A 24,975-nucleotide genomic window follows, 5' to 3' on the forward strand; every position below is an offset into this window, starting at 1 on the left:
CGTCATCCTGCGTGAGGATAAACGATGAAAAAACAATTACTTTCGGCCTTTGCTGCAAGCGTATTCATGATGAGTGCCTCTGTCGTCCAGGCGCAAGATGCGCCGTCCCGTACCGAGTGTATCGCTCCGGCCAAACCCGGCGGCGGTTTCGATCTCACCTGCAAACTCATCCAGGTTAGCCTGCTGGAGACTGGCGCTATCAAAAAGCCGATGCGCGTAACGTATATGCCTGGCGGCGTGGGTGCAGTGGCCTATAACGCCATCGTGGCGCAACGCCCGGCTGAAGCGGGCACTGTGGTTGCCTTTTCCGGTGGTTCACTGCTGAACCTGTCGCAGGGTAAATTTGGCCGCTATGGCGTCGATGACGTGCGCTGGCTGTCTACCGTCGGCACGGATTACGGCATGATTGCCGTGCGGGCAGACTCCCCGTGGAAATCGCTGAAAGACTTGCTGACCGCGATGGAAAAAGATCCCAACAGCGTGGTGATTGGCGCAGGGGCGTCTATTGGCAGCCAGGACTGGATGAAAGAGGCACTGCTGGCGCAACAGGCAAAGGTCGACCCACACAAGATGCGCTACGTCGCATTTGAAGGCGGCGGTGAACCGGTCACGGCGCTGATGGGTAACCACGTGCAGGCGGTATCCGGCGATCTCAGTGAAATGGTGCCTTACCTGAGCGGAGATAAAATTCGCGTGCTGGCGGTCTTCTCCGACAACCGTCTGCCCGGCCAGCTGGCAAACGTCCCTACCGCAAAAGAGCAGGGCTATGACCTGGTCTGGCCGATTATCCGTGGCTTCTTTGTCGGGCCAAACGTCACCGACGCTGAATACCAGTGGTGGGTGGACGAGTTTAACAAGCTCCAGCAAACCGAGGAGTTCAAAAAACAGCGCGATTTGCGCGGGCTGTTTGAGTTCAACCTGAACGGCAAACAGCTGGATGAGTATGTCAAAAAGCAGGTGAATGACTACCGCGAGCAGGCGAAAGCCTTTGGTCTGGCGAAATAACCGGAGGCGCTATGAGCGATCGTATTTTTGCCGGGATATGGCTGCTGCTCTGCACTGGCGGGTTATTCGTTGCCTGGCAAATCCACAGCGAATACAGCTATGAACCCGTGGGGCCACGCCCCTTTCCGATGGGCATTGTCGGCCTGATGCTGCTCTGCTCGGTGGCCCTGTTACTGCGCCATCCTGATACCGTGGACTGGCCGCCACGCCGTACTCTGCAACGCCTGCTGGTCATGGTGGTTGTGCTGCTGATGTACGCGTGGGGGTTTGAGTGGCTCGGCTTCCCGATTGCCACCGCCATTCTGACGATGGTGATCGGCATGTTGTTTAACGCCACGCTGCCTGCGGCGGGAATTTCGGGGGCGATGCTGGGCATTTTACTGTGGTACGCCTTCGACCGCCTGCTGGACGTGACGTTACCCCTTGGGGCATGGTTTAACTAACGGAGCTCGCTATGGATACCTGGATTTATCTCTCTCAGGGGTTCGCTGTGGCGATGACCCCGGAAAACCTGGTGATTGCCCTGATCGGCTGCTTTGTCGGAACGATTGTGGGCCTGTTGCCTGGCCTGGGGCCAATTAACGGCGTCGCGATCCTGCTGCCGCTGGCGTTTGCCCTGCACCTGCCTGCGGAATCCGCACTGATCCTGCTGGCAACGGTCTACATCGGCTGCGAATACGGTGGCCGCATCTCGTCGATCCTGCTGAACGTGCCAGGCGATGCAGCGGCCATTATGACCGCGCTGGACGGTTACCCGATGGCGCAACAGGGACGCGGCGGCGTGGCGCTCTCTATTTCTGCCGTCAGCTCATTCTTCGGGTCGCTTATCGCCATTGGCGGCATCATTCTGTTCGCCCCTGCGCTGGCCCAGTGGTCACTGGCGTTTGGCCCTGCAGAATATTTTGCACTGATGGTGTTCGCTATTGCCTGTCTCGGCAGCATGATGGCGCAAAACCCACTGAAATCGTTTTTATCTGCGCTGATTGGCTTAGGGCTAGCCACCGTCGGAGTGGATGCCAACACCGGGGTTTATCGTTTTACCTTCGACAGCGTTCACCTGTCCGATGGCGTGCAGTTTATCGTTGTCGTGATTGGTTTGTTCTCGGTCTCGGAAATCTTACTGATGCTGGAGCATACCAGCAGCGGGCAAACGCTGGTACGTAAAACCGGGCGGATGCTTTTTAATGCCAGAGAGGGAGCGCAGTGCATTGCCACGACGCTGCGCTCGTCAGTCATTGGCTTCTTCGTTGGTATTTTACCCGGTGCCGGAGCCACCATTGCCAGCGCCATCACCTACATGACCGAGAAAAAGCTCAGCGGCAATAGCGACAGCTTCGGCAAAGGGGATATTCGTGGCGTCGCCGCCCCGGAAGCGGCCAATAATGCCTCGGCCTGCGGTTCATTTATTCCGATGTTGACGCTTGGTGTACCGGGCTCTGGTACCACAGCGGTGATGATGGGCGCACTGACGCTCTATAACATCACCCCCGGCCCGGCGATGTTTACTGAACAGCCGGATATTGTCTGGGGTCTGATTGCTGCGTTGCTGATCGCCAACGTGATGTTGCTGGTGATGAACATCCCGCTGATTGGCCTGTTCACCCGCATGTTGACCATTCCGCTGTGGTTCCTGGTTCCCGCCATCGCAGCCGTTTCTGCCGTCGGGGTATATGCAGTACACAGCACCACGTTCGATCTGGTGCTGATGGTGCTTCTTGGCGTGCTGGGCTACATCCTGCGCAAGATGCACTTCCCGATGTCACCGCTGATTTTAGGTTTTGTGCTGGGGGAAATGCTGGAACAAAACCTGCGCCGCGCCCTCTCCATCAGCAACGGCAACCTGTCGATTCTGTGGGACAGTAGCGTGGCGAAAGTGCTGCTGGCGATGGCGATAATGGTGATTGTGGTGCCGCCGGTGTTGCGCCTGTTGCGCAGACGCCAGCGCAAACCGCAGCCGGAAGGGGGGTGATTACCCCTTCGACTGATCATTCACCCACTGTGTTAACGCCTGGCGGGATATTTTAATCCCGCCATTTTTTAGCCCGGCCGGTAGTGCCAGCCAGCGCACCGGCTGCTGAAAACGCGCCAGCTTATCCCGAACCCAGTCAGGAAACAGCGTAATGTCCGTTCCCGGTTCACACTCCACCACCGCAACAGGGCGCTGGCCGAATTCAGCGTCGTCCAGCGGGACGATGAACACCTGGTTTATCTGCGGATGGGTGGCAATGACACGCTCAAGCGTTTCTGGCTGGATCCCCTCCCCACCGCTGAAAAAGAGATTATCCATACGCCCGAGGATCGTCAGGCGGCCATCGCGCAGTTCACCGCGATCGCGGGTGGCAAACCAGCCCTGCGCATTCGTCAGCGGAAGCAACGCCCCATCCCGCCAGTAGCCTGCAGCCATGCTTTGCGCATTAAGCCAGATTTCCCCTTCCACTACCTGCACATTTCTGCCCGGTAGCGCACAGCCGACATCCGGCTCACCGTCTGCCTCTTTGGCACACACGGTGGAAGCAAACTCCGTCAGACCGTAGCCACAGAAAGTACGAATGCCCTGCTCGCGGGCCTTTTGCGTGAGTTCAACGGGGATCGCCGCGCCGCCAAGCAGCACAGCTTTCAGCGCGATACGCTGGTTCGCATTGAGCAGACGCCAGAGCTGCGTCGGCACCAGCGAGGCGTGAGTACACCCCTGCAGCGCCTGCTCCAGGGGTTGTTTTTCGCGTACGGTTAACCGCGCACCAGCCTGCAGCCAGCGCCATAAAATGCCCTGACCGGAGACATGAAAAAGCGGCAGTGACAGCAGCCAGTCATCGTTATCACGGTAAGGCATCAGCGCCAGAACACCTTTGGCACTGGCAAGGTGTGCTGCACAGGTATGCACCGCCGCCTTAGGCAACCCGGTAGAGCCGGACGTCAGCGTCATGGAGGCCAACCGCTCCGGCTGCCACGACGCGACATATTCGCCTGGCTGTGCGGCCATCTGCAACGCAGTAAGCCCTTCGTAGATGCCGTCCAGCACCAGCGCAAAGCGCAGCGTCATCTGCGGCAGCAACACGTCCAGCAACGGACGCGGTAGCTGTGGGTTAACCGGAAGAATACGCGCCCCACACTGGAGCAGTGCCAGCCACGCGAGCAACGTCTGCGGGTGGTTGTGGGCGAGCAGCATGACACCATCACCTTCCTGCACACCCTGATGGTGAAAACCTGCTGCAAGGCCATCCACGCGATCGCCCAGTTGTTGCCAGGTGAGCGTCTCTTCGTCCAGGCGCAGCGCCGGTTTCCCTGGGCATTGTGCGCGCCAGTGCCGCCACGGCCAGTCGGTAAAACTCACCACAGCGGCTCCAGCGCCTCAACGCCAGGACACGGCAGCGTACTGTCCGGCCACTGGCGGATAAGCTGGGTTTGCATCAGGTTCAGCGTGTCCAGGCCAGGCAGGGTATCCGGCGTTAACCACGCGGCAATGCGTGCCAGCTGTGTCAGCCCAAGGCTGGATTCGATGGACGAACTGATCACCGCCGTCAACCCTAACGCATGGGCTGCAGCCACCTGCTCGCGCACTTTCGCCAGACTGCCGGTCAGCGTCGGTTTAATGACCACCGCACTGACGCCCGGTTCAGCGACGAACTCGAAATCAGTCTCACGCAGACTTTCATCCCAGGCGATAGCAATACCCGTTTCACGGGCAAAAACGCGGGAGTCCTCACGGGTTTTGCACGGTTCTTCCAGAAACGCAATACGGTTGCGGTATGCAGGGTTGACGTATTTGGCGAACTGCTGCGCCTTGAGCGGCGTCCAGGCGCGGTTGGCATCCAGACGCAGGTGCAGGTCAGGGATCGCTTCCAGCAGCAAGTTCGCCACCATGCCGTCACGCACCGCCTCGTAGAGGCCGACTTTGATTTTCGCCACTTTCTCACCTGGCATGGCGGAAAGCAGCGCGAACAGCTCATCCGGATCGCCGGTACAGAGCGGTGCGGCACGGTAATTCGCCTTTTCAGGCAAACTACCGTCAAGCTCCGCCAGTGCGCAGCTGATGCCAAAAGCTACAGAAGGCACATCTGGCAGCGCTGGGTTAGCCCCTTCGCGCCATTCGCTCGCCCACGCCATCAGTTCGGCCTGAGCCTCCTCCAGTGTCTCCAGGCTAAAGCCCGGCAGGGGCGAGATCTCCCCCCACCCTTCCTGCCCATCCTGCTGCAGGTGGATAAACACACCGTCACGGGTTTTTAACCGCCGTTCACGCAGCACCACGCCCGCGTCCATCGGTATCTGCCAGCGGTAAACCTGCGCGCGACGCATTACGGGTTCCGTTTGTATTTGCTGAAGTCCGGCTGGCGTTTTTCGTTAAACGCGTTGCGTCCTTCCTGACCCTCTTCGGTCATGTAGAACAGCATGGTGGCATTACCCGCCAGCTCCTGCAGACCCGCCTGACCATCGCAGTCGGCGTTCAGGGCGGCCTTCAGGCAACGCAATGCCATAGGGCTGTTTTGCAGCATCTCACGACACCAGCGCACGGTCTCTTTTTCGAGGTCGGCAATCGGTACCACGGTGTTAACCAGGCCCATGTCCAGCGCTTCCTGGGCGTTGTACTGACGGCACAGGAACCAGATTTCACGGGCTTTTTTCTGCCCGACAATGCGCGCCATATAAGAGGCACCCCAACCGCCGTCGAAGGAACCCACTTTCGGGCCGGTCTGGCCGAAGATAGCGTTTTCTGCGGCAATGGTCAGGTCACACATCATATGCAGCACGTGGCCGCCACCAATGGAGTAACCAGCCACCATCGCCACAACTGGTTTTGGACAGGTGCGGATCTGGCGCTGGAAATCGAGCACGTTCAGGTGATGCGTACCCGCGTCATCCTGATATCCGCCGTAGTCGCCGCGTACTTTCTGATCGCCACCGGAGCAGAACGCTTTGTCACCTTCACCGGTCAGAACGATCACGCCAATGTTGTCGTCGTAGCGCGCATCTGCCAGCGCCTGAATCATCTCTTTTACGGTCAACGGGCGAAACGCGTTACGCACCTGCGGACGGTTGATGGTGATTTTGGCAATGCCGTCCGCGGATTTATGGTAACGAATGTCGGTGTAGCCTTCAGAGCAGTCTTGCCATTCAACCGGTGCATACAGCATTTGTTCATCAGGATAGATCATAGAGTGTCCTTTATTCGAAGACGCAGTATCTGAGCCAGACTCGCGGCAACTGCCCCCGGATTTTCCCGGTGGGCGTTGTGTCCGGCATGAGGGATCACATGGCGCATGGCGTTCAGTTCCGCAGCAATGGCCGCGAACTTTTCATCACGTTCACCATATAAATAGTAAAAAGGGAAATCGCGCGTGCTCAGCGCCGCACGTAAATCTGGCTGCACGGCCAGTGAGGTAGCCTCAAGCATCATCGCCAGCATCGTGCCGCTGTTCTGGCTGCGCAGGGTAACAAGCGCCCTGCGCTGCATGTCCGTCAGGGAAGCAAACACGGGCTGTTGATACCAGTCGGTGAAGACGTTACCCAGCGCTTCAGTGCGAAAACGCGTTGCCCAGTGCCGATCGGAGCCGAGCCGAATACGTCGCGCATCGGCATCCTGCAGGCCTGGATGTCCGCCTTCCACCACCACACCGCACAGCCCAGCTGGCTGCTGACAGGCATGGAACATCGCAATGCGGCCACCGAGGGAGTACCCCACCAGCCAGTAGTTAAGTATGTTGTAACTAAGCAGGGTTCGGGTGAGTACATTGCTCATCGCGTCGAACCCCGTCACAGCAATACCGGCAGAGCCACCGTGTCCAGGCAGATCGAGGTATAACCGGGGATAATCGCTGAGCGTCTCCCCGACTGTCTGCCATTCACGACAATCCCCGGAAAAACCGTGCAAAAAGACCAGCCAGGGGTAGCCTGGCTTTCCGGGCTGTTGCACTCCAGAGAGGATCACAGATGGCTTACCTGTGCCAGCAGGGTTTGCAACCGTTGTGCGCCGTCTGAATCGTTCACCACCAGCTCAATGAGTGTTGCCCCCGGCTGTCGCCAGGCAGTGCTCAGTGCAGCATCCAGCGCTTCCCAGTTTTCCGGGCGATGGTATTTCAGGCTGAACATCGCTGCAGCATGTTCGAACTGCACGTTCTGCGGCATCAGGTAGAAGCGCTCACGTTCGCTCTGCGGCGTTGGCAACAGGGAGAAAATCTGCCCACCATTGTTGTTGACCACTATCAGCACAAACGGTGCCGAGACCTGACGCAGCAACGCCAGCGAATTAAGGTCATACAGCGCGGAGAGATCGCCCACGACAGCCAGCGTCGATTTCGCACTGGCGCGCTGAACACCTGCCGCCGTAGAGATCAGCCCGTCAATGCCGCTGGCACCACGGTTGCTGTAAACCGGATAACCCGCAGGCAGCTTCGAGAACGCATCAATCAGACGCACCACCAGACTATTGCCGACAAACAGCTGCCCTTGCTCTGGCAGATACTGACGAATTCGGTGCGCCAGCTCTGCTTCACCAAAACCTTCGCACTGCGCTTTGGTGAGCTCCCACGCCTGACGTGAAAGTTCCGGGACTTCAACCGCCCAGGGTTTGCGTTTTTCAGCCGGATGCAGGGCAAGCCAGGCGTCAATCTCGCTGACCAGACGGCGACCGCGGTGGTGCGCCGGATCGAGCCGCCCTTCCAGCGGATCGACCAGCCAGTACTCCTCCGGCTCGCAGGCCGCCTGCCACTGGAGTAACCGCTTACCGGTCAGACTCGCCCCCAGTTGAACCACAATCTGTGCCTGTGAAAGCTCTGTCACCGCTTTTATGTTACCCAACCAGAGGTCGGCGCAGGGCAGAGGTTGACCCGTCTGGGAAAGGACGTCGCCAATCAGTGGCCAGCCGAGGGTTTGCGCCCATTCCGCAACCAGCTTGCCTTCTGCAGCACTCATACGCCCGGCAATAATCACGCCGCGCTTTTGTCGCCAGAAGAACCAGTCGCGTTGTTTTGCACTTTCCAGATGCGTCTGTTCGCGCAGCCACGGTTTTTCGTCGTGCCACCAGTCACCGAGGGCGTGCTGCCAGTCAAGACCTGTGTCGTCCATTTCGCCGTACAGTGGCTCGGCAAACGGACAGTTGATATGCAGTGCACCGCTGCGCAATGTCTCCATTGCGTGATCGAGCGTCGACACCAGCCAGCGTGCCGGAATGTCCTGAGTCGGGCGAGGTAACGACACCGTCTGTGAGGGGTGCGAGGCAAAGATGCCCGGCTGACGAATGGCCTGATTGGCACCACAGTCGATAAGCTCTGGTGGGCGGTCAGCCGTCAGTACGATCAGTTTTTCACCGGTTAACCCGGCTTCAATAATTGCCGGATAGAGGTTCGCAACCGCCGTGCCGGAGGTGACAATCACCGCCACCGGTTCTTTACTGACTTTCGCCAGGCCTAACGCCAGATGGCCCAGGCCGCGTTCATCAAAATGGGTGTGGTGAATAAATGCCCGGTTTTCAGCCGCCGCCAGCGTCAGCGGTGTGGAGCGAGAGCCCGGTGCAATACACACGTGCCTGACGCCACGGCGAGTCAGGGCTTCAAGGATCACCGTCGCCCAGCGTCGGTTAAAAGAACTTACTGACATGAGATTGTCCGGTATCAAGAATGCGACACAGTATAAATAATAGAAAAATTTGGAATTTTGATATGAATCGGGAATGCACGAATCAGTATTAATCCCTAAGGAGCAGAGAACGCAGCCCAGCGGCTTTGTTTTCTATCTCCTGCCACTCTTGTTCCGGGTCAGACCCGCTGACAATTCCCGCCCCGGCGTAGAGCCGCAGCGCAGCGTCGTGGACGCGCGCAGAGCGTAATGCCACGCAGAACTCACTTTGGTCGGGCGATAAATACCCGGCAGATCCGGCGTACCACTCGCGGTCGAAGGGTTCAACGCGATGAATAAACTCACGCGCCGCCTGGCGCGGCAGCCCGGCGACGGCAGCCGTTGGCTGCAGAACATGCAGACATTGTTCATCATCCGCATGTTTTAGCTCAGTCCAGATGCAGCGACGCAAATGCTGCACCTTACGCAGCCGCACAACCTGAGCTGGCAACACCTCCAGCGTATGGGTATGGTGTTGTAATCGCTCGCAGATATCCTCCACGACCAGCATATTTTCACGCTGATTTTTGTCGTCTTTCATCAGCCATTCGCCCAGACGCTGCGCCTGTTTATCATCGCTATGGCTGCTCACTGTTCCCGCCAGAGCCTCGGTACGCAATAACGTACCGCGACGCCGCCACAGTCGTTCGGGCGTGGAGCCGAGAAAAGCGTTACCGGCATCGAATACCATGCAGAAATGGTAGCAGTTTAAATTCAGGGCGCGACTCGCCGCCATCAATGCGACAGCGTTAACCGGCTGATTGAACTGCAAATCGGTTGCCCTGGCGAGCACCACCTTTTCAAAATCGCCGCGGGCGATGGTCTCTGTTGCCTGGCGGATAAGACGTAACCATTCTGATTTTTGCGGCTGATGCGTTTCCTGCATAACCTGAACCGACAGCGGGCGAATCGGTCTGGCATCACGGAGCTGTTGTAAAAAGTCCAGCGCGGCGCGGGCATCGTCCTGGAGCGAGCTGTCGCTCCACAGCTGAAGGCGTAAGGTGGCAACCCCGGCAAAACGCCGCCAGAGCAGACGCGGTAAAAACAGACTGCCCTGCTCCGGGTTAAAGGCGTTAAGGCCGCAGATTCGGGTGTCATGTGCCGCATTGTGCGTGTGTAAAAACCGCGAAGCAGAGGCCAGGAATGAAAAATGGGTGACGGCACCGAGTGCGGCCAGTTCCTCATCACCGTTACGCTGCTGCCAGTAAAACTGAGGGTAACAGGACTGAACGCCTAACCAGGCCAGAGGGTCAAACGCGTCGTTTAACGGGAAAGAGACGTCGAAATGGCATAAACCCGCTGTAGCAGGTAACGCATGCGCAAGCTGACTGCGCAGACGTTCCAGCGCGATGGAAATCGAATGCACGCGAACCTCTCCCTGTTAAAACCTCATATTATACGGGGTACTGACCATAAATAGCAGTACCCATGTATAGGGAGCGGTTAACGGTTTGCATCAACACATTAGCGGCGAGCTAAAAGCAACCCAAGCACCAGCCCAACGGCTGCACCAACGCCAATACTATGCCAGGGGTTTTCATGTACGTAGTCATCGGTACGGTAAACCGCACGTTTTGCACGGTAGTAATAGGTATCGGACGCCTGGCTGACGCGTGATTTCACCTCATGCAGTGCCTTTTCGGCGCGCTCTTTTAGCTCGATATACTTCTGGTCGGCCGGATCGCCCGACGAACGCAACACCTCTTCCAGGGTTTCGCTCAGCAAGGCGAGGTCGTCATCGATACGGGTATCCCAGGATTGAAATGACATATTTTTCTCCATGTTAGTACACCAGTCCGCTAACTATAGCCAACCACACATCATTACGCCTGCTTCATCTCCCGCGCCATTCCGATGTGTGGAATGCCATCTTCGTCATACACGTCCGTCACAGGAGTAAACCCGAAGTGACCATAGAAGGGCTGTAGGTGCGCCTGCGCCCCCAGATATAACGCCTTGTCCGGCCACTGTTTTTGGCAGGCATCCAGGGTTTTCTCCATCAGCTGATAACCCAGTTTTTCACCCCGTGCGCGGCCGCTGATGATGACGCGGCCAATGACGACAGGCTCAAAATCGTCCTCACTTTTCAGGATCCTCGCATACGCGACCAGTTCGTTATCCCGCCAGCCGAGGATATGGCGGTTTTCCCCGAGCAGGTCATCACCATCGATGTCCTGGTACGGACAGGTTTGCTCGACAACAAACACTTCGCAACGCAGTTTGAGCAGCGCATAAAGGGAATGAATAGTCAGTTCACTATGGTGTAAATCTTGCCACTGGATCATGTCTGTCTCCTTCCTGGGTTTCCTCACGTTATACTAGACCCCTCCCCATTCGGCAAAGGGCTGATTGCGTTATGGAACTGATTTTTCTGGGTACGTCTGCTGGCGTGCCAACCCGCTCACGGAATGTGACCGCGATCCTGCTGGATTTGCAGCACCCAACCCGTGGCGGGTTGTGGCTATTTGACTGCGGCGAAGGAACACAGCATCAGCTGTTACGCACCACTTACCACCCGGGTAAGCTGGATAAAATCTTTATCACCCATCTGCATGGCGATCACCTGTTCGGCCTGCCTGGCCTGCTGTGCAGCCGCTCGATGGCCGGGAACCCCAACCCCCTGACCATTTACGGGCCTGCGGGTATTCGTGAATTTGTTGACACCACGCTGCGCCTGAGCGGTTCGTGGACAGATTATCCGCTGGAAGTGGTTGAGATTGCCGAAGGCTGGGTCTATGACGATGGGTTTTATAAAATCGCTGTCCAGCCGCTTAACCACCCGGTGGAGTGCTACGGCTACCGCATAGAGGAATATGACAAACCAGGTACGCTTAACGCTGCCGCGCTCATGGCCGATGGCGTTAAGCCCGGACCGCTGTTCCAGCGTCTGAAGCTGGGCGATACCGTCACGCTGGAAGACGGACGAAGGGTAAACGGGCGGGATTACCTTTCCGCGCCACAGCCGGGTAAGAAACTGGCGATTTTCGGCGACACAGCACCTTGCCCATCCGCCCTCCATCTGGCCCGGGGAGTGGATGTGATGGTGCATGAAGCCACGCTGGAAACGGCGATGGAAGAGAAAGCTAACGGTCGCGGTCATAGCTCAACGCGTCAGGCCGCACAGCTTGCCCGTGAAGCGGACGTCGGGAAATTGATCATCACCCATGTCAGCTCGCGCTATGACGCCCGGGGCTGTGAAAGCCTGCTGGCGGAATGCCGGGAGCTGTTCTCAGAATGTGAGCTGGCCGAAGATTTCACTCAGGTCAGCGTTTAGTCCTTCATTTTTTCCTCAGGATGCCGATAACGATTAAAAGGCCAGCATTTCACTTGAGGGTAGAATGGATAATTTCCAGAAAGATATTGATGACAGGGCGAATCTCACCCTGTCGAACCGTTTTGAACTGTTGCTGTTTCGCCTCGGCACCTCTCTGAACGAAAACAAATCCGAACTGTTTGGCATTAACGTCTTTAAGCTGCGAGAAATTGTGCCAATGCCGGAGTTCACAAAACCCGCTGGCATGAAGTCACCACTGATGGGGATGGTCAATATTCGCGATCAAGTGATCCCGGTAATTGACCTGGCCGCTGTCGCCGGTTGCAAGCCAACAACCGGACTGAACATTCTGCTGATCACGGAATATGCCCGCAGCGTACAGGCGTTTGCCGTGGAGTCTGTCGAAAATATTATGCGTCTGGACTGGAAGCAGGTTCACGCCGCAGAAACCGCCGTCAGCGGACGTTACATCACCAGTATTGCCTGCCTGGACGAAAAGACTGATACCAACGATCTGGCAATGGTGCTGGACGTTGAGCAGATCCTGTATGACATCACGCCGGCCAATCACGATTTGCACGCCACCAATCTGAAGACCACCAAATTCAACATTAAGCCAGGTGCCGTCGCGATTGTCGCGGAAGATTCCAAAGTGGCGCGCTCGATGCTGGAAAAAGGTCTGGAAGCGATGGAAATCCCGGCGCAACTGCATATCACCGGTAAAGACGCGTGGGAAAAAATCGGTGTCCTGGCGGCACAGGCTCAGGCAGAAGGTGTGCCAATCACCGATAAAATCGCCCTGGTACTGACCGACCTCGAAATGCCGGAGATGGACGGTTTTACGCTGACGCGCAAAATCAAAACTGACCCGGTACTGAAAGATATTCCGGTGGTGATCCACTCTTCTCTGTCTGGCAACGCCAACGAAGACCATATTCGTAAGGTGAAGGCCGACGGTTACGTAGCGAAGTTTGAGCTGAACGAGCTGTCATCGGTGATTGAGGAAGTGCTGGACCGTTCGATGAAGAAGATTGACGGGCCGCTGATTAGCAGGAAGCAGCTGGCTTAAGTTCGTGCGGGCTGGTGCCCTCCCCCCGGCCCTCTCCCACAGGGAGAGGGCGAAAAGCATAAAAAAACCCGCCGAGGCGGGTTTTTTGCTTTCGCCTTACATCAGCGGCATCGCGTGTTGCACGATGGTGATCAGCGGCTGCGGGTAGATACCGAAGATCAGCACCAGCAGCGCGGAGATCAGCACCACAATCCCCCCGGCGCTGTACTGCCAGTTGGTTGGTGCATCGCGGTTGAGCTGCTGAGGCGCGCTCAGGTACAGGCTCACGGCAACGCGCAGGTAGTAGTACAGACCAATCGCGGAGCCAATAACCACCGCAGCGGTCAGCCACCACAGGTGCGCCTGCACACCAACAGCCAGCACGTAGAACTTACCGATAAAGCCCAGCGTCATCGGGATACCCGCCAGAGAGAGCATCATCACGGTCATTACCGCGGACAGAATCGGACGGTGCCAGAACAGACCACGGTAGGAGAACAGTGAATCCGCATCCGGACCACGGTACGGGCTGGACATCAGGCTCACTACGCCGAACGCGCCGAGGCTGCTGAACAGATAACCGGCCAGATACACACCAACGGTTTCCATCGACATCTCACCGCTCTGCAGCGCAATCAACGCCACCAGCAGGTAGCCCAGGTGAGAGATAGAGGAGTAGCCCAGCAGACGTTTGATGTTGGTCTGGCTCAGCGCCATCAGGTTACCGAAGATGATGGAAGCAAATGCGATAATGCCCAGCACTACGCGAACCGCTTCGCTATCACCCACCGGAGCGTACAGGAACAGACGCATCACCACGCCGAAGATAGCGATTTTGCTCGCCGTCGCCAGGAAGGTGGAAACCGGAGCCGGAGCACCCTGGTATACGTCTGGCGTCCACAGGTGGAACGGAACCAGAGACAGTTTAAAGCCGAGACCGACAATCATCATGCCCAGACCCGCCAGCAGCAGCGGTTCGTGCAGCATGCCGTCGCCGAGGCTCTTACCGAGCGCCACGAAGGAGAGGTTACCGGACTGTGCATACAGCAGCGCAATACCGAACAGCAGGAAGGACGATGCAGCCGCAGACAGGATCGTGTACTTGATACTCGCTTCCAGAGAACGCTTCTGACGGAAGGCGTAACCAATCAGGCCGAACAGCGGCAGAGAGATAAGCTCAATACCGAGGAACAGCGCAGCCAGGTGGTTCGCATTCGCCAGCAGAATGCCGCCCAGTGCGGCAATCAGTACCAGCAGGTAAAACTCTTCTTTGTTGTCGTTGTAGCCTTCGAGCCACGGGTACGCGAAGGTACAGGTTGCCAGGCTCGCCAGCAGCACCAGACCGGTGTACAGCATGGCATAACCGTCAACACGCATCAGCGGGGTGACATCCATCGCCCCTGCCTGGCCAACAAACCAGAGAGAAACCAACGCAGCGTTCAGGCCCAGAACGGACAGGGTCGCATTCAGGAAGTGATTGCGTCGCCACGCAATGGAGAGCATCACAACCACCACCGTCAATCCGACGATCAGCAGCGGTAGCAGCGCGATCAGTTGTTGTGGAGTTAAAGTCATGAGCGAATTACTGCCTTGTAGTAGAAACAGAATTAACAAACCACTGCTGGATATTGCTCATCGCGGAATGCGAGGTATCCAGAATCGGCTGCGGGAAGAAGCCCAACAGCACCAGCAGTACGACCAGCAGCAGGATGATGAACAGCTCACGCAGCGACATCCCCGGCAGTTCTTGTGCAGCAATTTCGCTCTTCGCTTTACCGAAGTAAGCACGGTGCAGCATCGCCAGCGAGTAAACGGAAGCGAACACCAGACCAAACGTGGAGATCACGGTAATTGCCGGAACAACCTTGAAGCTGCCGAACAGAATCATGAATTCGCCAACGAAGTTACCGGTGCCAGGCATACCCAGAGTGGCAACCGCGAAGAACATAGACATCGCTGGCAGCCATTTCATTTTGCCCCACAGGCCACCCATCATACGCATGTCACGGGTGTGCAGACGTTCGTACAGCTGACCGCTCAGGATGAAGAGACCGGCTGCAGACAGACCGTGCGCAATCATCTGAATAACCGCGCCCTGGTACGCCAGCTGGCTGCCGGTGTAGATAGCAATCAGCACGAAGCCCATGTGGGAAACGGAGGTGTACGCGATAAGGCGTTTGATGTCGTACTGCGTAAACGCCATCCAGGCACCGTAGAAGATACCAATCACACCCAGCCACATGGCAATCGGAGCGAACTCAGCGGAAGCGTTCGGGAACAGCGGCAGAGCGAAACGCAGCAGACCGTAGGCCGCGGTTTTCAGCAAAATGCCCGCCAGGTCAACGGAACCCGCCGTTGGTGCCTGGGAGTGCGCATCTGGCAGCCAGCCGTGCAGTGGAACCACCGGCATTTTCACCGCGAAAGCGATGAAGAAGCCCAGCATCAGCAGGTATTCAACACCGTGAGACATCGGAGTCTTCAGCAGATCTTCATAGTTGAAGGTCCAGACGCCGGTGGCGTTGTGATGAACAAATACCAGCGCCAGGATCGCAATCAGCATCACCAGACCGCTCGCCTGGGTATAGATGAAGAACTTGGTTGCCGCCGTGATACGCGTTTTACCGTCGGATGCCTTGTGGCCCCACAGCGCGATCAGGAAGTACATCGGCACCAGCATCATCTCCCAGAAGAAGAAGAACAGGAACATGTCGATGGCAAGGAACACGCCGATAACGCCGCCCAGGATCCACATCAGGTTCAGGTGGAAGAAGCCCTGGTATTTTTCGATTTCTCGCCAGGAGCACAGTACCGCCAGAACGCCGAGCAGACCGGTCAGCACCACCATCAGCAGTGACAGACCGTCAATGGCCAGGTGAATCGTAATGCCGAAACGTGGGATCCACGGCAGAACGAATTCAGACTGCCACTGCGGAATACCCGCAGACTGAGTCAGAGAGTAGCCACCCTGCAACCACAGTTGCAGACCAAGCGCGAGCGTCAATCCCATAGTGATCAGCGCGATCCAGCGCGGCATCTTCACGCCAAAGCGTTCAGTCTGCCAGCACAGGAAGCCGCCGATGAAGGGAATTAATATTAGCCAGGGTAGTAACATGGCGATTTACATTCCTTTTTAAGGCCCCCAGCAGGGGCCTGATTTTCAACGAATTCGAATAAAATTCACTTAACGATCAACGCAACACCATCAGCAGCGCCAGCACGACAACCGCACCGATGCTCATAGACGCCACATACCAGCGCAGATAACCGTTCTCGCTGAACAGCAGGCCTTTACCTGCAAAGCGGGACAGGATCGCCGGAATATTCATCATGGCGTTCAGTGGGTCGCGCTTCAGCAGCCACGCAATACCCAGGAACGGCTTGACGAAAATCATATCGTACAGCCAGTCGAAGCCCCATGCGTTGTACCACCAGGTGCCCAGCAGACGGCCTGGCGCACTGTTGGCAACAGATGTCACCAGCGTACGTTTACCCAGCCACAGCCATGCTGCAATCAGGATGCCCGCAAGAGCGACCACACCAGAGGTGATTTCAAGCGTCAGAACGCGACCGTGCTCAAGCTCGGTGGTGTCTGGCAGTACGCCCTGCAGCGGTGGCACAATCATCGCGCCAACGAAGGTGGACAGTACCAGCAGCACAATCAGCGGCAGGTGGTGGGTAATCCCCTTCCCTGCGTGAGCGTGAATTTGTTCTTTACCGTGGAATACGATGAAAATCATACGGAAGGTATACAGGGAGGTCATGAACGCACCGACCAGACCCGCAACCATCAGATTGATATGACCATTCGCCATGGCACCCGCAAGGATTTCGTCCTTACTGAAGAAGCCCGCGGTAATCAGCGGCAATGCCGCCAGCGCCGCGCCGCCCACCAGGAAGCAGACATACACCAGCGGGATGGACTTACGCAGTCCGCCCATTTTGAAGATGTTCTGCTCGTGATGGCAGGCCAGGATCACGGAACCGGATGAGAGGAACAGCAGCGCTTTAAAGAACGCATGCGTCATCAGGTGGAAAATCGCCGCGTCCCACGCCTGAACACCCAGGGCCAGGAACATGTAACCAATCTGGCTCATGGTGGAGTATGCGAGAACGCGTTTGATGTCGGTCTGAACCAGCGCGGCAAAGCCTGCCAGCACCAGCGTAACCGCACCGACGATACCCACCAGATGCAGAATTTCCGGAGTCATCAGGAACAGGCCATGAGTACGCGCAATCAGGTAAACACCCGCGGTCACCATGGTTGCTGCGTGGATCAGCGCGGAGACCGGGGTTGGACCCGCCATCGCGTCTGCCAGCCATGTCTGCAACGGCAGCTGTGCGGATTTACCCACAGCACCACCCAGCAGCATCAGCGTTGCCCACATCAGCATATTGTTGCCTGCCGCGAAGTGAGCCGGTGCCAGTTCCACCATTTCGCGGAAGTTCAGCGTGCCCAGTTCATTGTAGAGAATGAACAGTGCGAAGGCGAGGAACACGTCACCCACACGGGTCACGATGAACGCCTTCATGGCCGCTGCGCCATTCTTCGGATCGGTGTAGTAGAAACCGATCAGCAGGTAAGAACACAGACCCACGCCTTCCCAGCCCAGATACATCAGCAGCAGGTTATCGGCCAGCACCAGAACGACCATGCTCGCGATAAACAGGTTGGTGTAGGCGAAGAAGCGGGAGTAACCCTCTTCACCGCGCATATACCAGGAGGCAAACATGTGGATCAGGAAGCCCACGCCGGTTACCACGGAGAGCATGGTCAGAGACAGACCATCCAGCACCAGGTTAAAACCGATGTTGAAATCACCGACCGACATCCAGGTCCACAGCGGCACGCTGAAAGGCTGCTTGCCGTTGTTGAAGAAGTCGATACCTGCATACGCTGTCACCAGCGCAGCCAGACCGATAGAGCCAATGCCAACGGTTGCAGACAGATTCTCAGACCAGCGGCCACGAGAAAACGCCAGCAGCACGAAGCCAATCAGCGGAAAAATAATGGTTAAGGCAAGCATGTTCATCCACGCAACTCACTTACTGAATCGATGTTCAGGTTCTGGCGGCGACGATGGAGCTGCAGTAACAGCGCCAGGCCAATACTCGCTTCGGCAGCCGCGAGGCTGATAGCAAGAATGTACATCACCTGACCATCGGTCTGGCCCCAGTAGCTACCGGCGACCACGAAGGCCAGCGCGGAAGCGTTGATCATGATTTCCAGACCGATCAGCATAAACAGCAGATTGCGGCGGATGACCAGACCGGTTAAGCCGAGAACGAATAAAATCGCAGCGAGGATCAGTCCATGTGTTAAGGGGATCATGCGCGTTCCTCCGTTTTTCTTTTCGCGCGGTCGTCAGTGCGGTTGCTCAGCACCTCGCCAGCACGCTCTTCGCGGCCAACGTGGAAGGCCACAACCAGACCTGCCAGCAGCAGCATGGAGGCCAGTTCAACCGCCAGAACGTATGGGCCAAACAGCGTAATACCGACTGCTTTAGCGCTGATTGGCGTACCGTCGATGCCCTGATCGTTAACGCCCAGAATGGCGTAAACAATCACCACCAGCATGATGGCCGACAAAATTGCCGGGCCAATCCACACCTGCGGTTTTAACCACTGACGTTCCTGCTCAATTTCAGAGCCGCCCAGATTCAGCATCATTACCACGAAGACGAACAGCACCATGATGGCACCAGCGTAGACGATGATTTCCAGCGCACCGGCAAAGTGCGCGCCCAGCGCAAAGAACACCCCGGAAATAGCCAGCAGCGAAATGATTAAATACAGCAGCGCATGCACCGGATTGGTGTGCGTAATCACTCGCAACGTGGCCAGGATGGCGATGAGGCCACAGATATAAAAAGCGAATTCCATTGCCCTCTCCTTACGGTAACAGGCTCTTGACGTCGATAGGCTTAGCTTCGTTCTCTGCTTCGCCCTTATCTTTGCCGTCGATTGCCATACCCGCCATCCGGTAGAAGTTATATTCCGGGTATTTGCCCGGACCGGAAATCAGCAGATCCTCTTTCTCGTACACCAGATCCTGACGCTTGTACTCACCCAGCTCGAAGTCTGGAGTCAGCTGAATCGCCGTGGTTGGGCACGCTTCTTCACACAGACCGCAGAAGATGCAGCGTGAGAAGTTGATGCGGAAGAACTCAGGGTACCAGCGGCCATCTACCGTCTCTGCTTTCTGCAGAGAGATACAGCCCACCGGACACGCTACCGCACACAGGTTACAGGCAACGCAACGCTCCGAACCGTCCGGGTCGCGCGTCAGCACGATACGGCCACGGTAGCGCGGCGGCAGATATACCGGCTCTTCCGGGTACATCTGGGTTTCGCGTTTGGCAAACGCGTGCAGGCCGATCATCCAGATACTGCGTACCTGGGTGCCGAAGCCTACCAATAATTCTTTTAAGGTCATGATCTCAAAGCCCCTTATGGCTGCTGCCAGAGAATGACAGCCGCCGTTACCAGCAAGTTGACGAGCGTCAGCGGCAGGCAAACTTTCCAGCCGAAGGACATTACCTGGTCATAACGAGGACGCGGTAACGACGCACGAATCAAAATGAACATCATCATGAAGAACGCGGTTTTCAGCGCGAACCAGATGAACGGCGGTAAGAACGGGCCATGCCAGCCACCAAAGAACAGCGTTACCATCAACGCGGAAATGGTGACGATACCAATGTACTCGCCCACGAAGAACAGACCGAACTTCATACCGGAATATTCAATGTGGTAACCGTCGGCCAGTTCCTGTTCGGCTTCTGGCTGGTCAAACGGGTGACGGTGACACACCGCCACGCCCGCGATAGCAAAGGTAATGAAACCAAAGAACTGCGGGATGACGTTCCAGATGTCGGCCTGGTTGTTGACGATGTCGGTCATGTTGAATGAACCGGCCTGCGCCACCACGCCCATCAGGGAAAGACCCAGGAACACTTCGTAGCTGAGCGTCTGCGCGGAAGCACGCATTGCACCCAACAGCGAGTATTTGTTGTTACTGGACCAGCCTGCAAACAGCACCGCGTATACCGCGAGGCCTGCCATCATCAGGAAGAACAGAATGCCGATGTTCAGGTCAGCCACAACCCAGGTCGGGCTGACAGGAACGATAGCAAACGCCAGCAGCAGCGAGGTAAAGGCGATCATCGGTGCCAGAGTAAAGATCACGCGATCCGAGAAGCGCGGGATCCAGTCCTCTTTAAAGAACATCTTGATCATGTCCGCGACCAGCTGGAGTGAACCACCCCAGCCCACGCGGTTCGGTCCGTAACGGTTCTGGAACAGACCGAGCAGACGACGTTCACCAAAGCTCATGAACGCGCCGCAGGTGACCACCACCAGCAGAATGACAATTGCTTTCAGAATGCTCAGCAGGATGTCGATAAGATCCGGCGTTAACCAACTCATGCTTTTGCCTCCTGCAGGTTATCAAGACGCGCACCCGCCAGTACCGGCGCGATGCCAGGCATACCCATCGGTAAACCAACCTGCCCTGCAGTCAGACCTTCGGAGATAATCAGCGGCAGGCTGATTGTCTGGCCATCGTAGCTAAAGGCAATGTTCGCGCCCGCGTTGACGCCAAGCTTAGCGGCATCTGCCGGGTTGAGCTTGATGTACGGCTGCGGCATACGCTGCTGGAAGACCGGAGAACGCTGGGACAACTCGTCGCTACCAAACAGATGGTAGTACGGCGCAATACGCCAGCTACCAACCTGTGCCTGGAAGCTCGCCGGAACGGTGGCGAAGAAGTCCAGACCGGTTTCGGAGGCTTCAATCAGACGCACGCCCGGATCACCGTGACGCAGGGAGCCGCCCACTTCAGCCTGGAATTTGTTCCATGCCTGTGGGGAGTTCCAGCCCGGAGCCCATGCGAACGGAACCTGAGAGCGCGGTGCAGACGGCTGGTTGTTCCCTTCCATTGAGAAGGCAAACATCGTGTCTTTATCCTGCGGCTGACGAGGTTCATGCACACTGATATTGGCACGCATGGCGGTACGACCGCTGTAACGGTGCGGTTCACGCGCCAGTTTCTGACCGCGAATACGGAAGCTTGCGTCAGGTGCCGCATCTTTAATCGCCGCCAGCTGAGGCAGTTTTTCAGCTACCGCATCGATAACGTGGTCAAGCTGCGTCCAGTCCACTTCACGGCTCTGCACGGTGCTGTGCAAAGAGTGCAGCCAGCGCCAGCTTTCCAGCATCACCGTGTTGCTGTCGTAGTACGCAGGGTCATAAACCTGGAAGAAACGCTGCGCGCGGCCTTCGTTGTTGATAACCGTACCGTCGCTTTCTGCGAAGCTTGCCGCAGAGAGCACCAGGTGCGCTTTGTCCATAATGGCTGTGCGCTGATGGTCAATAACCATCACCAGCGGCGCTTTTGCGAGCGCTGCGTCAACGCGTGCCGCAGAGGCATGGCGATGCAGGTCGTTTTCCAGCACCACAACGGCGTCAGCAGCACCGGATTCCAGTTCGCTTAACGCCGCTTCCAGAGAACCGCCGCCAATCATACCCAGACCGATGCTGTTCACCGCACGGGCAATCATGGTTACGCCAACGTCCGCACCACGGCCTTTCAGAGCTTTAGCAACGTTTGCTGCCGCCTGAACGATCTCCGCGCTACCGGCGTTAGTCCCGGAAATAATCAGCGGTTTCTTCGCCCCTGCCAGCGCCTGAACAATCACGTCAACCTTATTTTTCAGGTCGCGATCCAGGCCTTCAACGGCCGGAGAGTTGTTGTCCAGTGCGTGCGCAATCGCAAAACCAAGACGCGCCTGATCTTCAACCGGTGCGCAGTAAGTCCACGCGGCGATATCATCCAGACGGGTGTTGTCGACGTTAGTCACAAACAGTGGGTGTTTGGCGCGCTGACCGATATTCAGGATTGCTGCAATCTGCCAGTCAGCCACTTTCTGGGCTGCCGCCATTTCACGCGCTTTACCTTTCACCGCCTGACGAACCGCCAGGGCAGCGCGAGCGCCGGTCTGAGTCAGGTCTTCACCCAGCACCAGAACCGCATCATAAGATTCGATTTCGCGCAGCGCAGGGGTATGAATACCACCTTCGCGCAGCACTTTCAGTACCAGTTGCAGACGTTCCTGCTCGCCCTGGGCGATACCGGTATAGAAGTTTTCCGCCCCTACCAGCTCGCGCAACGCGAAGTTGCTTTCGATGCTGGCGCGCGGGGAGCCGATACCGATCACCTTCTTCGACTGGCGCAGAATATCTGCCGCGCCCTGCATCGCCTGTTCAGCGTTCAGGGTGATCAGGTCATCGCCGCGGCGCTGAACCGGCTGACGCGGACGGTCTTTCAGGTTCACATAGCCATAGCCGAAACGACCGCGGTCGCACAGGAAGTAGTGGTTAACGGTACCGTTGTAACGGTTTTCGATACGACGCAGTTCGCCGTAGCGTTCACCCGGGCTGGTGTTACAGCCCAGCGAGCACTGCTGGCAGATGCTTGGCGCAAACTGCATGTCCCACTTACGGTTGTAACGCTCGGAGTGGGTTTTATCGGTGAATACGCCAGTCGGGCAGATTTCTACCAGGTTACCGGAGAATTCGCTTTCAAGCGTACCGTCTTCCGGACGACCGAAGTAGACGTTGTCATGCGCGCCATACACGCCCAGATCCTGACCGTCTGCGTAGTCTTTGTAGTAACGCACGCAGCGGTAGCAGGCGATGCAGCGGTTCATTTCGTGAGAGATGAACGGCCCCAGATCCTGGTTACGGTGGGTACGTTTGGTAAAGCGATAGCGACGGAAGCTGTGACCGGTCATTACGGTCATATCCTGAAGGTGGCAGTTACCGCCCTCTTCACAGACCGGACAGTCGTGTGGGTGGTTGGTCATCAACCATTCCACCACGCTTTCGCGGAACTGTTTGGCTTCTTCGTCATCAATCGAAATAAAAGTGCCTTCGGTGGCTGGCGTCATACAGGACATCACCAGGCGACCACGCGTGTCTTCCGCGTTCTGATATTGCTTCACCGCACACTGGCGGCAAGCACCGACGCTGCCCAGCGCCGGATGCCAGCAAAAGTACGGAATATCAAGGCCGAGCGACAGACAAGCTTCCAGCAGGTTGTCCGCCCCGTTGACCTCATATTCTTTGCCGTCTACATGAATCGTAGCCATTAGCATGCTTCCAGTTGGCTCAGACTATGTCTGAGCGTTAATCAAAATTCTTGTCGTTACCAGCGCGTTTTCAGCAGGTTCGGCTGAATACCATTGATTGCATGGGTATTGCTGAACGGCTGCTTGATGCCTGCTTCGAATTCATCGCGGAAATATTTAATCGCGCTCTGCAGTGGCTCGACGGCACCGGGTGCGTGGGCACAGAAGGTTTTACCTGGGCCCAGGAATCGACACAGTTGCTCAAGTGTCTCGATATCGCCAGGCTGACCTTCGCCACGTTCAATAGCACGGAGGATCTTCACGCTCCACGGCAGACCATCACGGCATGGTGTACACCAGCCGCAGGACTCGCGGGCGAAGAACTCTTCCAGGTTACGCACCAGCGATACCATGCCGATCTCATGGTCGACGGCCATCGCCAGCGCCGTACCCAGACGGCTACCTGCTTTACCAATGCTTTCGAATTCCATTGGCAGGTCAAGGTGGGCTTCGGTCAGGAAGTCTGTCCCTGCCCCACCCGGCTGCCAGGCTTTGAATTTCAGACCGTCACGCATGCCGCCAGCATAGTCTTCAAGAATTTCACGCGCGGTAGTACCGAACGGCAGTTCCCAGACGCCAGGGTTTTTCACGCGACCGGAGAAGCCCATCAGCTTGGTACCAGCATCTTTGCTTGCAGAGATGCCCTGATACCACTCCACGCCGTTAGCGAGGATTGCCGGAACGTTACACAGGGTTTCGACGTTGTTGACGCAGGTCGGTTTGCCCCACACGCCGGAGCTTGCCGGGAACGGTGGCTTGGAACGCGGGTTCGCACGGCGGCCTTCCAGGGAGTTAATCAGCGCGGTTTCTTCACCACAGATATAACGCCCTGCCCCGGTGTGCACGAACAGTTCGAAGTCAAAACCGGTGCCCAGGATATTTTTACCCAGCAGGCCCGCTTCGGTGGCTTCGGCGATCGCGCGGCGCAGGTTTTCTGCCGCTTCGATGTATTCACCGCGCAGGAAGATGTAACCACGGTACGCTTTCAGCGCGAACGCGGAGATCAGCATGCCTTCCACCAGCAGGTGTGGCAGCTGTTCCATCAGCAGGCGGTCTTTATAGGTGCCCGGCTCCATTTCATCGGCGTTACACAGCAGGTAACGGATGTTCATGGATTCGTCTTTTGGCATCAGGCTCCACTTCAGACCGGTGGAGAAGCCCGCACCGCCGCGCCCTTTCAGGCCAGAATCTTTCACCGCGTTAACGATTTCATCCGGTGCCATGCCGCCGAGGGCTTTACGCGCACCGGCATAGCCGTTTTTGCTTTGGTATTCGTCGAGCCATACCGGCTGTTTGTCATCGCGCAGACGCCAGGTCAGCGGATGAGTCTCAGCAGTACGAATTACAGTTTTCATTTGTACTGCTCCAGCAGGTCAGGAATGGCTTCCGGCGTCAGATGGCTGTGAGTGTCCTCATCAATCATCATGGTCGGCCCCTTGTCGCAGTTACCCAGGCAGCAGGTTGGCAGCAGAGTAAAGCGACCGTCGAACGTGGTCTGGCCCGGCTTGATATTGAGTTTTTTCTCAATTGCCGCCTGAATGCCCTGATAACCGGTAATGTGACAAACAACGCTGTCACAATAGCGGATCACATGGCGGCCTACCGGCTGACGGAAGATCTGGCTGTAGAACGTGGCTACACCTTCTACATCACTTGCCGGAATACCCAGCACTTTTGCGATCTCATAGATCGCCCCATCCGGCACCCAACCACGCTGTTTCTGAACGATTTTCAGCGCTTCAATGGACGCCGCACGCGGGTCTTCGTAGTGGTGCATCTCGTGCTCAATGGCGGCACGCTCTGCTTCACTCAGCTCAAAAGCCTCGGTTTGTGGTTGTTGATTCTCGTGCATA

At 57.0% G+C, this 24,975-nt stretch carries 23 protein-coding genes; 5 read left to right on the top strand and 18 right to left on the bottom strand.

The window, feature by feature from the left end:
- Positions 1–24: 24 nt before the first annotated feature.
- The 3 genes from ACHHZ6_RS03090 to ACHHZ6_RS03100 are packed head-to-tail and all read left to right on the top strand — an operon-like array spanning position 25 to position 2,974.
- Complete coding sequence (locus tag ACHHZ6_RS03090) at positions 25–1,005, top strand: Bug family tripartite tricarboxylate transporter substrate binding protein (RefSeq protein ID WP_395121714.1); 981 nt, start codon at positions 25–27, stop codon at positions 1,003–1,005.
- An 11-nt stretch (positions 1,006–1,016) separates the two neighbouring features.
- Positions 1,017–1,448, top strand: a complete 432-nt coding sequence (locus tag ACHHZ6_RS03095) for a tripartite tricarboxylate transporter TctB family protein (protein WP_182272113.1) — start codon at positions 1,017–1,019, stop codon at positions 1,446–1,448.
- An 11-nt stretch (positions 1,449–1,459) separates the two neighbouring features.
- Complete coding sequence (locus ACHHZ6_RS03100) at positions 1,460–2,974, top strand: tripartite tricarboxylate transporter permease (protein WP_182918702.1); 1,515 nt, start codon at positions 1,460–1,462, stop codon at positions 2,972–2,974.
- Here ACHHZ6_RS03100 and menE read toward each other — a convergent pair whose 3' ends face one another.
- The 8 genes from menE to ACHHZ6_RS03140 form a co-directional block, all read right to left on the bottom strand.
- Complete coding sequence (menE, locus tag ACHHZ6_RS03105) at positions 2,975–4,336, bottom strand: o-succinylbenzoate--CoA ligase (RefSeq protein ID WP_182920053.1); 1,362 nt, start codon at positions 4,334–4,336, stop codon at positions 2,975–2,977.
- On the bottom strand, positions 4,333–5,298 hold the full coding sequence (gene menC, locus ACHHZ6_RS03110) for an o-succinylbenzoate synthase (protein WP_395121715.1): 966 nt from the start codon (positions 5,296–5,298) through the stop codon (positions 4,333–4,335). The genes menE and menC overlap by 4 nt, the downstream gene beginning before the upstream one ends.
- Positions 5,298–6,155 (bottom strand): 1,4-dihydroxy-2-naphthoyl-CoA synthase, encoded by an 858-nt coding sequence (gene menB / locus ACHHZ6_RS03115; protein WP_014071092.1) that lies wholly within the window; start codon positions 6,153–6,155, stop codon positions 5,298–5,300. The genes menC and menB overlap by 1 nt, the downstream gene beginning before the upstream one ends.
- Positions 6,152–6,928: a 2-succinyl-6-hydroxy-2,4-cyclohexadiene-1-carboxylate synthase gene (gene menH, locus ACHHZ6_RS03120; protein WP_395121716.1), complete on the bottom strand. Its 777-nt coding sequence runs from the start codon at positions 6,926–6,928 to the stop codon at positions 6,152–6,154. The genes menB and menH overlap by 4 nt, the downstream gene beginning before the upstream one ends.
- The gene (gene menD, locus ACHHZ6_RS03125) at positions 6,925–8,595 is read right to left on the bottom strand and encodes a 2-succinyl-5-enolpyruvyl-6-hydroxy-3-cyclohexene-1-carboxylic-acid synthase (RefSeq protein ID WP_395121717.1); all 1,671 of its coding nucleotides are present in this window, start codon (positions 8,593–8,595) and stop codon (positions 6,925–6,927) included. The genes menH and menD overlap by 4 nt, the downstream gene beginning before the upstream one ends.
- Positions 8,596–8,683: 88 nt before the next feature.
- Complete coding sequence (gene menF / locus ACHHZ6_RS03130; RefSeq protein ID WP_395121718.1) at positions 8,684–9,979, bottom strand: isochorismate synthase MenF; 1,296 nt, start codon at positions 9,977–9,979, stop codon at positions 8,684–8,686.
- Positions 9,980–10,077: 98 nt separating this feature from the next.
- The gene (gene elaB / locus ACHHZ6_RS03135) at positions 10,078–10,383 is read right to left on the bottom strand and encodes a stress response protein ElaB (protein WP_182272119.1); all 306 of its coding nucleotides are present in this window, start codon (positions 10,381–10,383) and stop codon (positions 10,078–10,080) included.
- A gap of 53 nt (positions 10,384–10,436) precedes the next feature.
- On the bottom strand, positions 10,437–10,898 hold the full coding sequence (locus ACHHZ6_RS03140; RefSeq protein WP_182272120.1) for a GNAT family N-acetyltransferase: 462 nt from the start codon (positions 10,896–10,898) through the stop codon (positions 10,437–10,439).
- Between the two features lie 71 nt (positions 10,899–10,969).
- On the opposite strand from ACHHZ6_RS03140, the gene rnz reads away from it, so the two are divergent.
- Both rnz and ACHHZ6_RS03150 read left to right on the top strand, forming a co-directional pair.
- Positions 10,970–11,887 (top strand): ribonuclease Z, encoded by a 918-nt coding sequence (gene rnz, locus ACHHZ6_RS03145; protein WP_395121719.1) that lies wholly within the window; start codon positions 10,970–10,972, stop codon positions 11,885–11,887.
- A 64-nt stretch (positions 11,888–11,951) separates the two neighbouring features.
- Complete coding sequence (locus ACHHZ6_RS03150; RefSeq protein ID WP_182272122.1) at positions 11,952–12,956, top strand: chemotaxis protein; 1,005 nt, start codon at positions 11,952–11,954, stop codon at positions 12,954–12,956.
- A gap of 96 nt (positions 12,957–13,052) precedes the next feature.
- On the opposite strand, the gene nuoN is transcribed toward ACHHZ6_RS03150, so the two are convergent.
- The 10 genes from nuoN to nuoE form a co-directional block, all read right to left on the bottom strand.
- Positions 13,053–14,510, bottom strand: coding sequence for an NADH-quinone oxidoreductase subunit NuoN (nuoN, locus tag ACHHZ6_RS03155; protein WP_182272123.1), 1,458 nt, complete (start codon positions 14,508–14,510; stop codon positions 13,053–13,055).
- Between the two features lie 7 nt (positions 14,511–14,517).
- Complete coding sequence (gene nuoM, locus ACHHZ6_RS03160) at positions 14,518–16,047, bottom strand: NADH-quinone oxidoreductase subunit M (protein ID WP_182272124.1); 1,530 nt, start codon at positions 16,045–16,047, stop codon at positions 14,518–14,520.
- A 76-nt stretch (positions 16,048–16,123) separates the two neighbouring features.
- Positions 16,124–17,965 carry an NADH-quinone oxidoreductase subunit L gene (nuoL, locus tag ACHHZ6_RS03165; protein ID WP_182272125.1) on the bottom strand — a complete coding sequence of 614 codons (1,842 nt, stop codon included), beginning with the start codon at positions 17,963–17,965 and terminating at the stop codon, positions 16,124–16,126.
- The gene (gene nuoK / locus ACHHZ6_RS03170) at positions 17,962–18,264 is read right to left on the bottom strand and encodes an NADH-quinone oxidoreductase subunit NuoK (protein ID WP_003861496.1); all 303 of its coding nucleotides are present in this window, start codon (positions 18,262–18,264) and stop codon (positions 17,962–17,964) included. The genes nuoL and nuoK overlap by 4 nt, the downstream gene beginning before the upstream one ends.
- Positions 18,261–18,815: an NADH-quinone oxidoreductase subunit J gene (gene nuoJ, locus ACHHZ6_RS03175; protein ID WP_063450387.1), complete on the bottom strand. Its 555-nt coding sequence runs from the start codon at positions 18,813–18,815 to the stop codon at positions 18,261–18,263. The genes nuoK and nuoJ overlap by 4 nt, the downstream gene beginning before the upstream one ends.
- 10 nt (positions 18,816–18,825) lie before the next feature.
- On the bottom strand, positions 18,826–19,368 hold the full coding sequence (gene nuoI / locus ACHHZ6_RS03180) for an NADH-quinone oxidoreductase subunit NuoI (protein WP_010433353.1): 543 nt from the start codon (positions 19,366–19,368) through the stop codon (positions 18,826–18,828).
- A 14-nt stretch (positions 19,369–19,382) separates the two neighbouring features.
- On the bottom strand, positions 19,383–20,360 hold the full coding sequence (gene nuoH, locus ACHHZ6_RS03185; RefSeq protein ID WP_182272126.1) for an NADH-quinone oxidoreductase subunit NuoH: 978 nt from the start codon (positions 20,358–20,360) through the stop codon (positions 19,383–19,385).
- The gene (nuoG, locus tag ACHHZ6_RS03190) at positions 20,357–23,083 is read right to left on the bottom strand and encodes an NADH-quinone oxidoreductase subunit NuoG (RefSeq protein WP_395121720.1); all 2,727 of its coding nucleotides are present in this window, start codon (positions 23,081–23,083) and stop codon (positions 20,357–20,359) included. The genes nuoH and nuoG overlap by 4 nt, the downstream gene beginning before the upstream one ends.
- Before the next feature lie 56 nt (positions 23,084–23,139).
- Entirely contained in the window at positions 23,140–24,477 is a 1,338-nt protein-coding gene (nuoF, locus tag ACHHZ6_RS03195) for an NADH-quinone oxidoreductase subunit NuoF (RefSeq protein ID WP_182272128.1), read from the bottom strand.
- Positions 24,474–24,974 (bottom strand): NADH-quinone oxidoreductase subunit NuoE, encoded by a 501-nt coding sequence (gene nuoE / locus ACHHZ6_RS03200; protein WP_006176513.1) that lies wholly within the window; start codon positions 24,972–24,974, stop codon positions 24,474–24,476. Before nuoE ends, nuoF begins: the two co-directional genes overlap by 4 nt.
- Position 24,975: the final 1 nt, after the last annotated feature.

The sequence above is a fragment of the Enterobacter cloacae complex sp. 2024EL-00214 genome (genome assembly GCF_043945575.1).
GTDB lineage: Bacteria > Pseudomonadota > Gammaproteobacteria > Enterobacterales > Enterobacteriaceae > Enterobacter > Enterobacter cloacae_P.

Excerpts from the sequence above, each read along its gene's own strand:
- ACHHZ6_RS03090 (WP_395121714.1), top strand. The coding sequence starts at position 25 with ATGAAAAAACAATTACTTTCGGCCTTTGCTGCAAGCGTATTCATGATG.
- ACHHZ6_RS03095 (WP_182272113.1), top strand. The coding sequence starts at position 1,017 with ATGAGCGATCGTATTTTTGCCGGGATATGGCTGCTGCTCTGCACTGGC.
- ACHHZ6_RS03100 (WP_182918702.1), top strand. The coding sequence starts at position 1,460 with ATGGATACCTGGATTTATCTCTCTCAGGGGTTCGCTGTGGCGATGACC.
- menC (WP_395121715.1), bottom strand. The coding sequence starts at position 5,298 with ATGCGTCGCGCGCAGGTTTACCGCTGGCAGATACCGATGGACGCGGGC.
- menB (WP_014071092.1), bottom strand. The coding sequence starts at position 6,155 with ATGATCTATCCTGATGAACAAATGCTGTATGCACCGGTTGAATGGCAA.
- menD (WP_395121717.1), bottom strand. The coding sequence starts at position 8,595 with ATGTCAGTAAGTTCTTTTAACCGACGCTGGGCGACGGTGATCCTTGAA.
- elaB (WP_182272119.1), bottom strand. The coding sequence starts at position 10,383 with ATGTCATTTCAATCCTGGGATACCCGTATCGATGACGACCTCGCCTTG.
- ACHHZ6_RS03140 (WP_182272120.1), bottom strand. The coding sequence starts at position 10,898 with ATGATCCAGTGGCAAGATTTACACCATAGTGAACTGACTATTCATTCC.
- rnz (WP_395121719.1), top strand. The coding sequence starts at position 10,970 with ATGGAACTGATTTTTCTGGGTACGTCTGCTGGCGTGCCAACCCGCTCA.
- ACHHZ6_RS03150 (WP_182272122.1), top strand. The coding sequence starts at position 11,952 with ATGGATAATTTCCAGAAAGATATTGATGACAGGGCGAATCTCACCCTG.
- nuoN (WP_182272123.1), bottom strand. The coding sequence starts at position 14,510 with ATGACTTTAACTCCACAACAACTGATCGCGCTGCTACCGCTGCTGATC.
- nuoM (WP_182272124.1), bottom strand. The coding sequence starts at position 16,047 with ATGTTACTACCCTGGCTAATATTAATTCCCTTCATCGGCGGCTTCCTG.
- nuoL (WP_182272125.1), bottom strand. The coding sequence starts at position 17,965 with ATGAACATGCTTGCCTTAACCATTATTTTTCCGCTGATTGGCTTCGTG.
- nuoK (WP_003861496.1), bottom strand. The coding sequence starts at position 18,264 with ATGATCCCCTTAACACATGGACTGATCCTCGCTGCGATTTTATTCGTT.
- nuoJ (WP_063450387.1), bottom strand. The coding sequence starts at position 18,815 with ATGGAATTCGCTTTTTATATCTGTGGCCTCATCGCCATCCTGGCCACG.
- nuoI (WP_010433353.1), bottom strand. The coding sequence starts at position 19,368 with ATGACCTTAAAAGAATTATTGGTAGGCTTCGGCACCCAGGTACGCAGT.
- nuoH (WP_182272126.1), bottom strand. The coding sequence starts at position 20,360 with ATGAGTTGGTTAACGCCGGATCTTATCGACATCCTGCTGAGCATTCTG.
- nuoG (WP_395121720.1), bottom strand. The coding sequence starts at position 23,083 with ATGGCTACGATTCATGTAGACGGCAAAGAATATGAGGTCAACGGGGCG.
- nuoF (WP_182272128.1), bottom strand. The coding sequence starts at position 24,477 with ATGAAAACTGTAATTCGTACTGCTGAGACTCATCCGCTGACCTGGCGT.
- nuoE (WP_006176513.1), bottom strand. The coding sequence starts at position 24,974 with ATGCACGAGAATCAACAACCACAAACCGAGGCTTTTGAGCTGAGTGAA.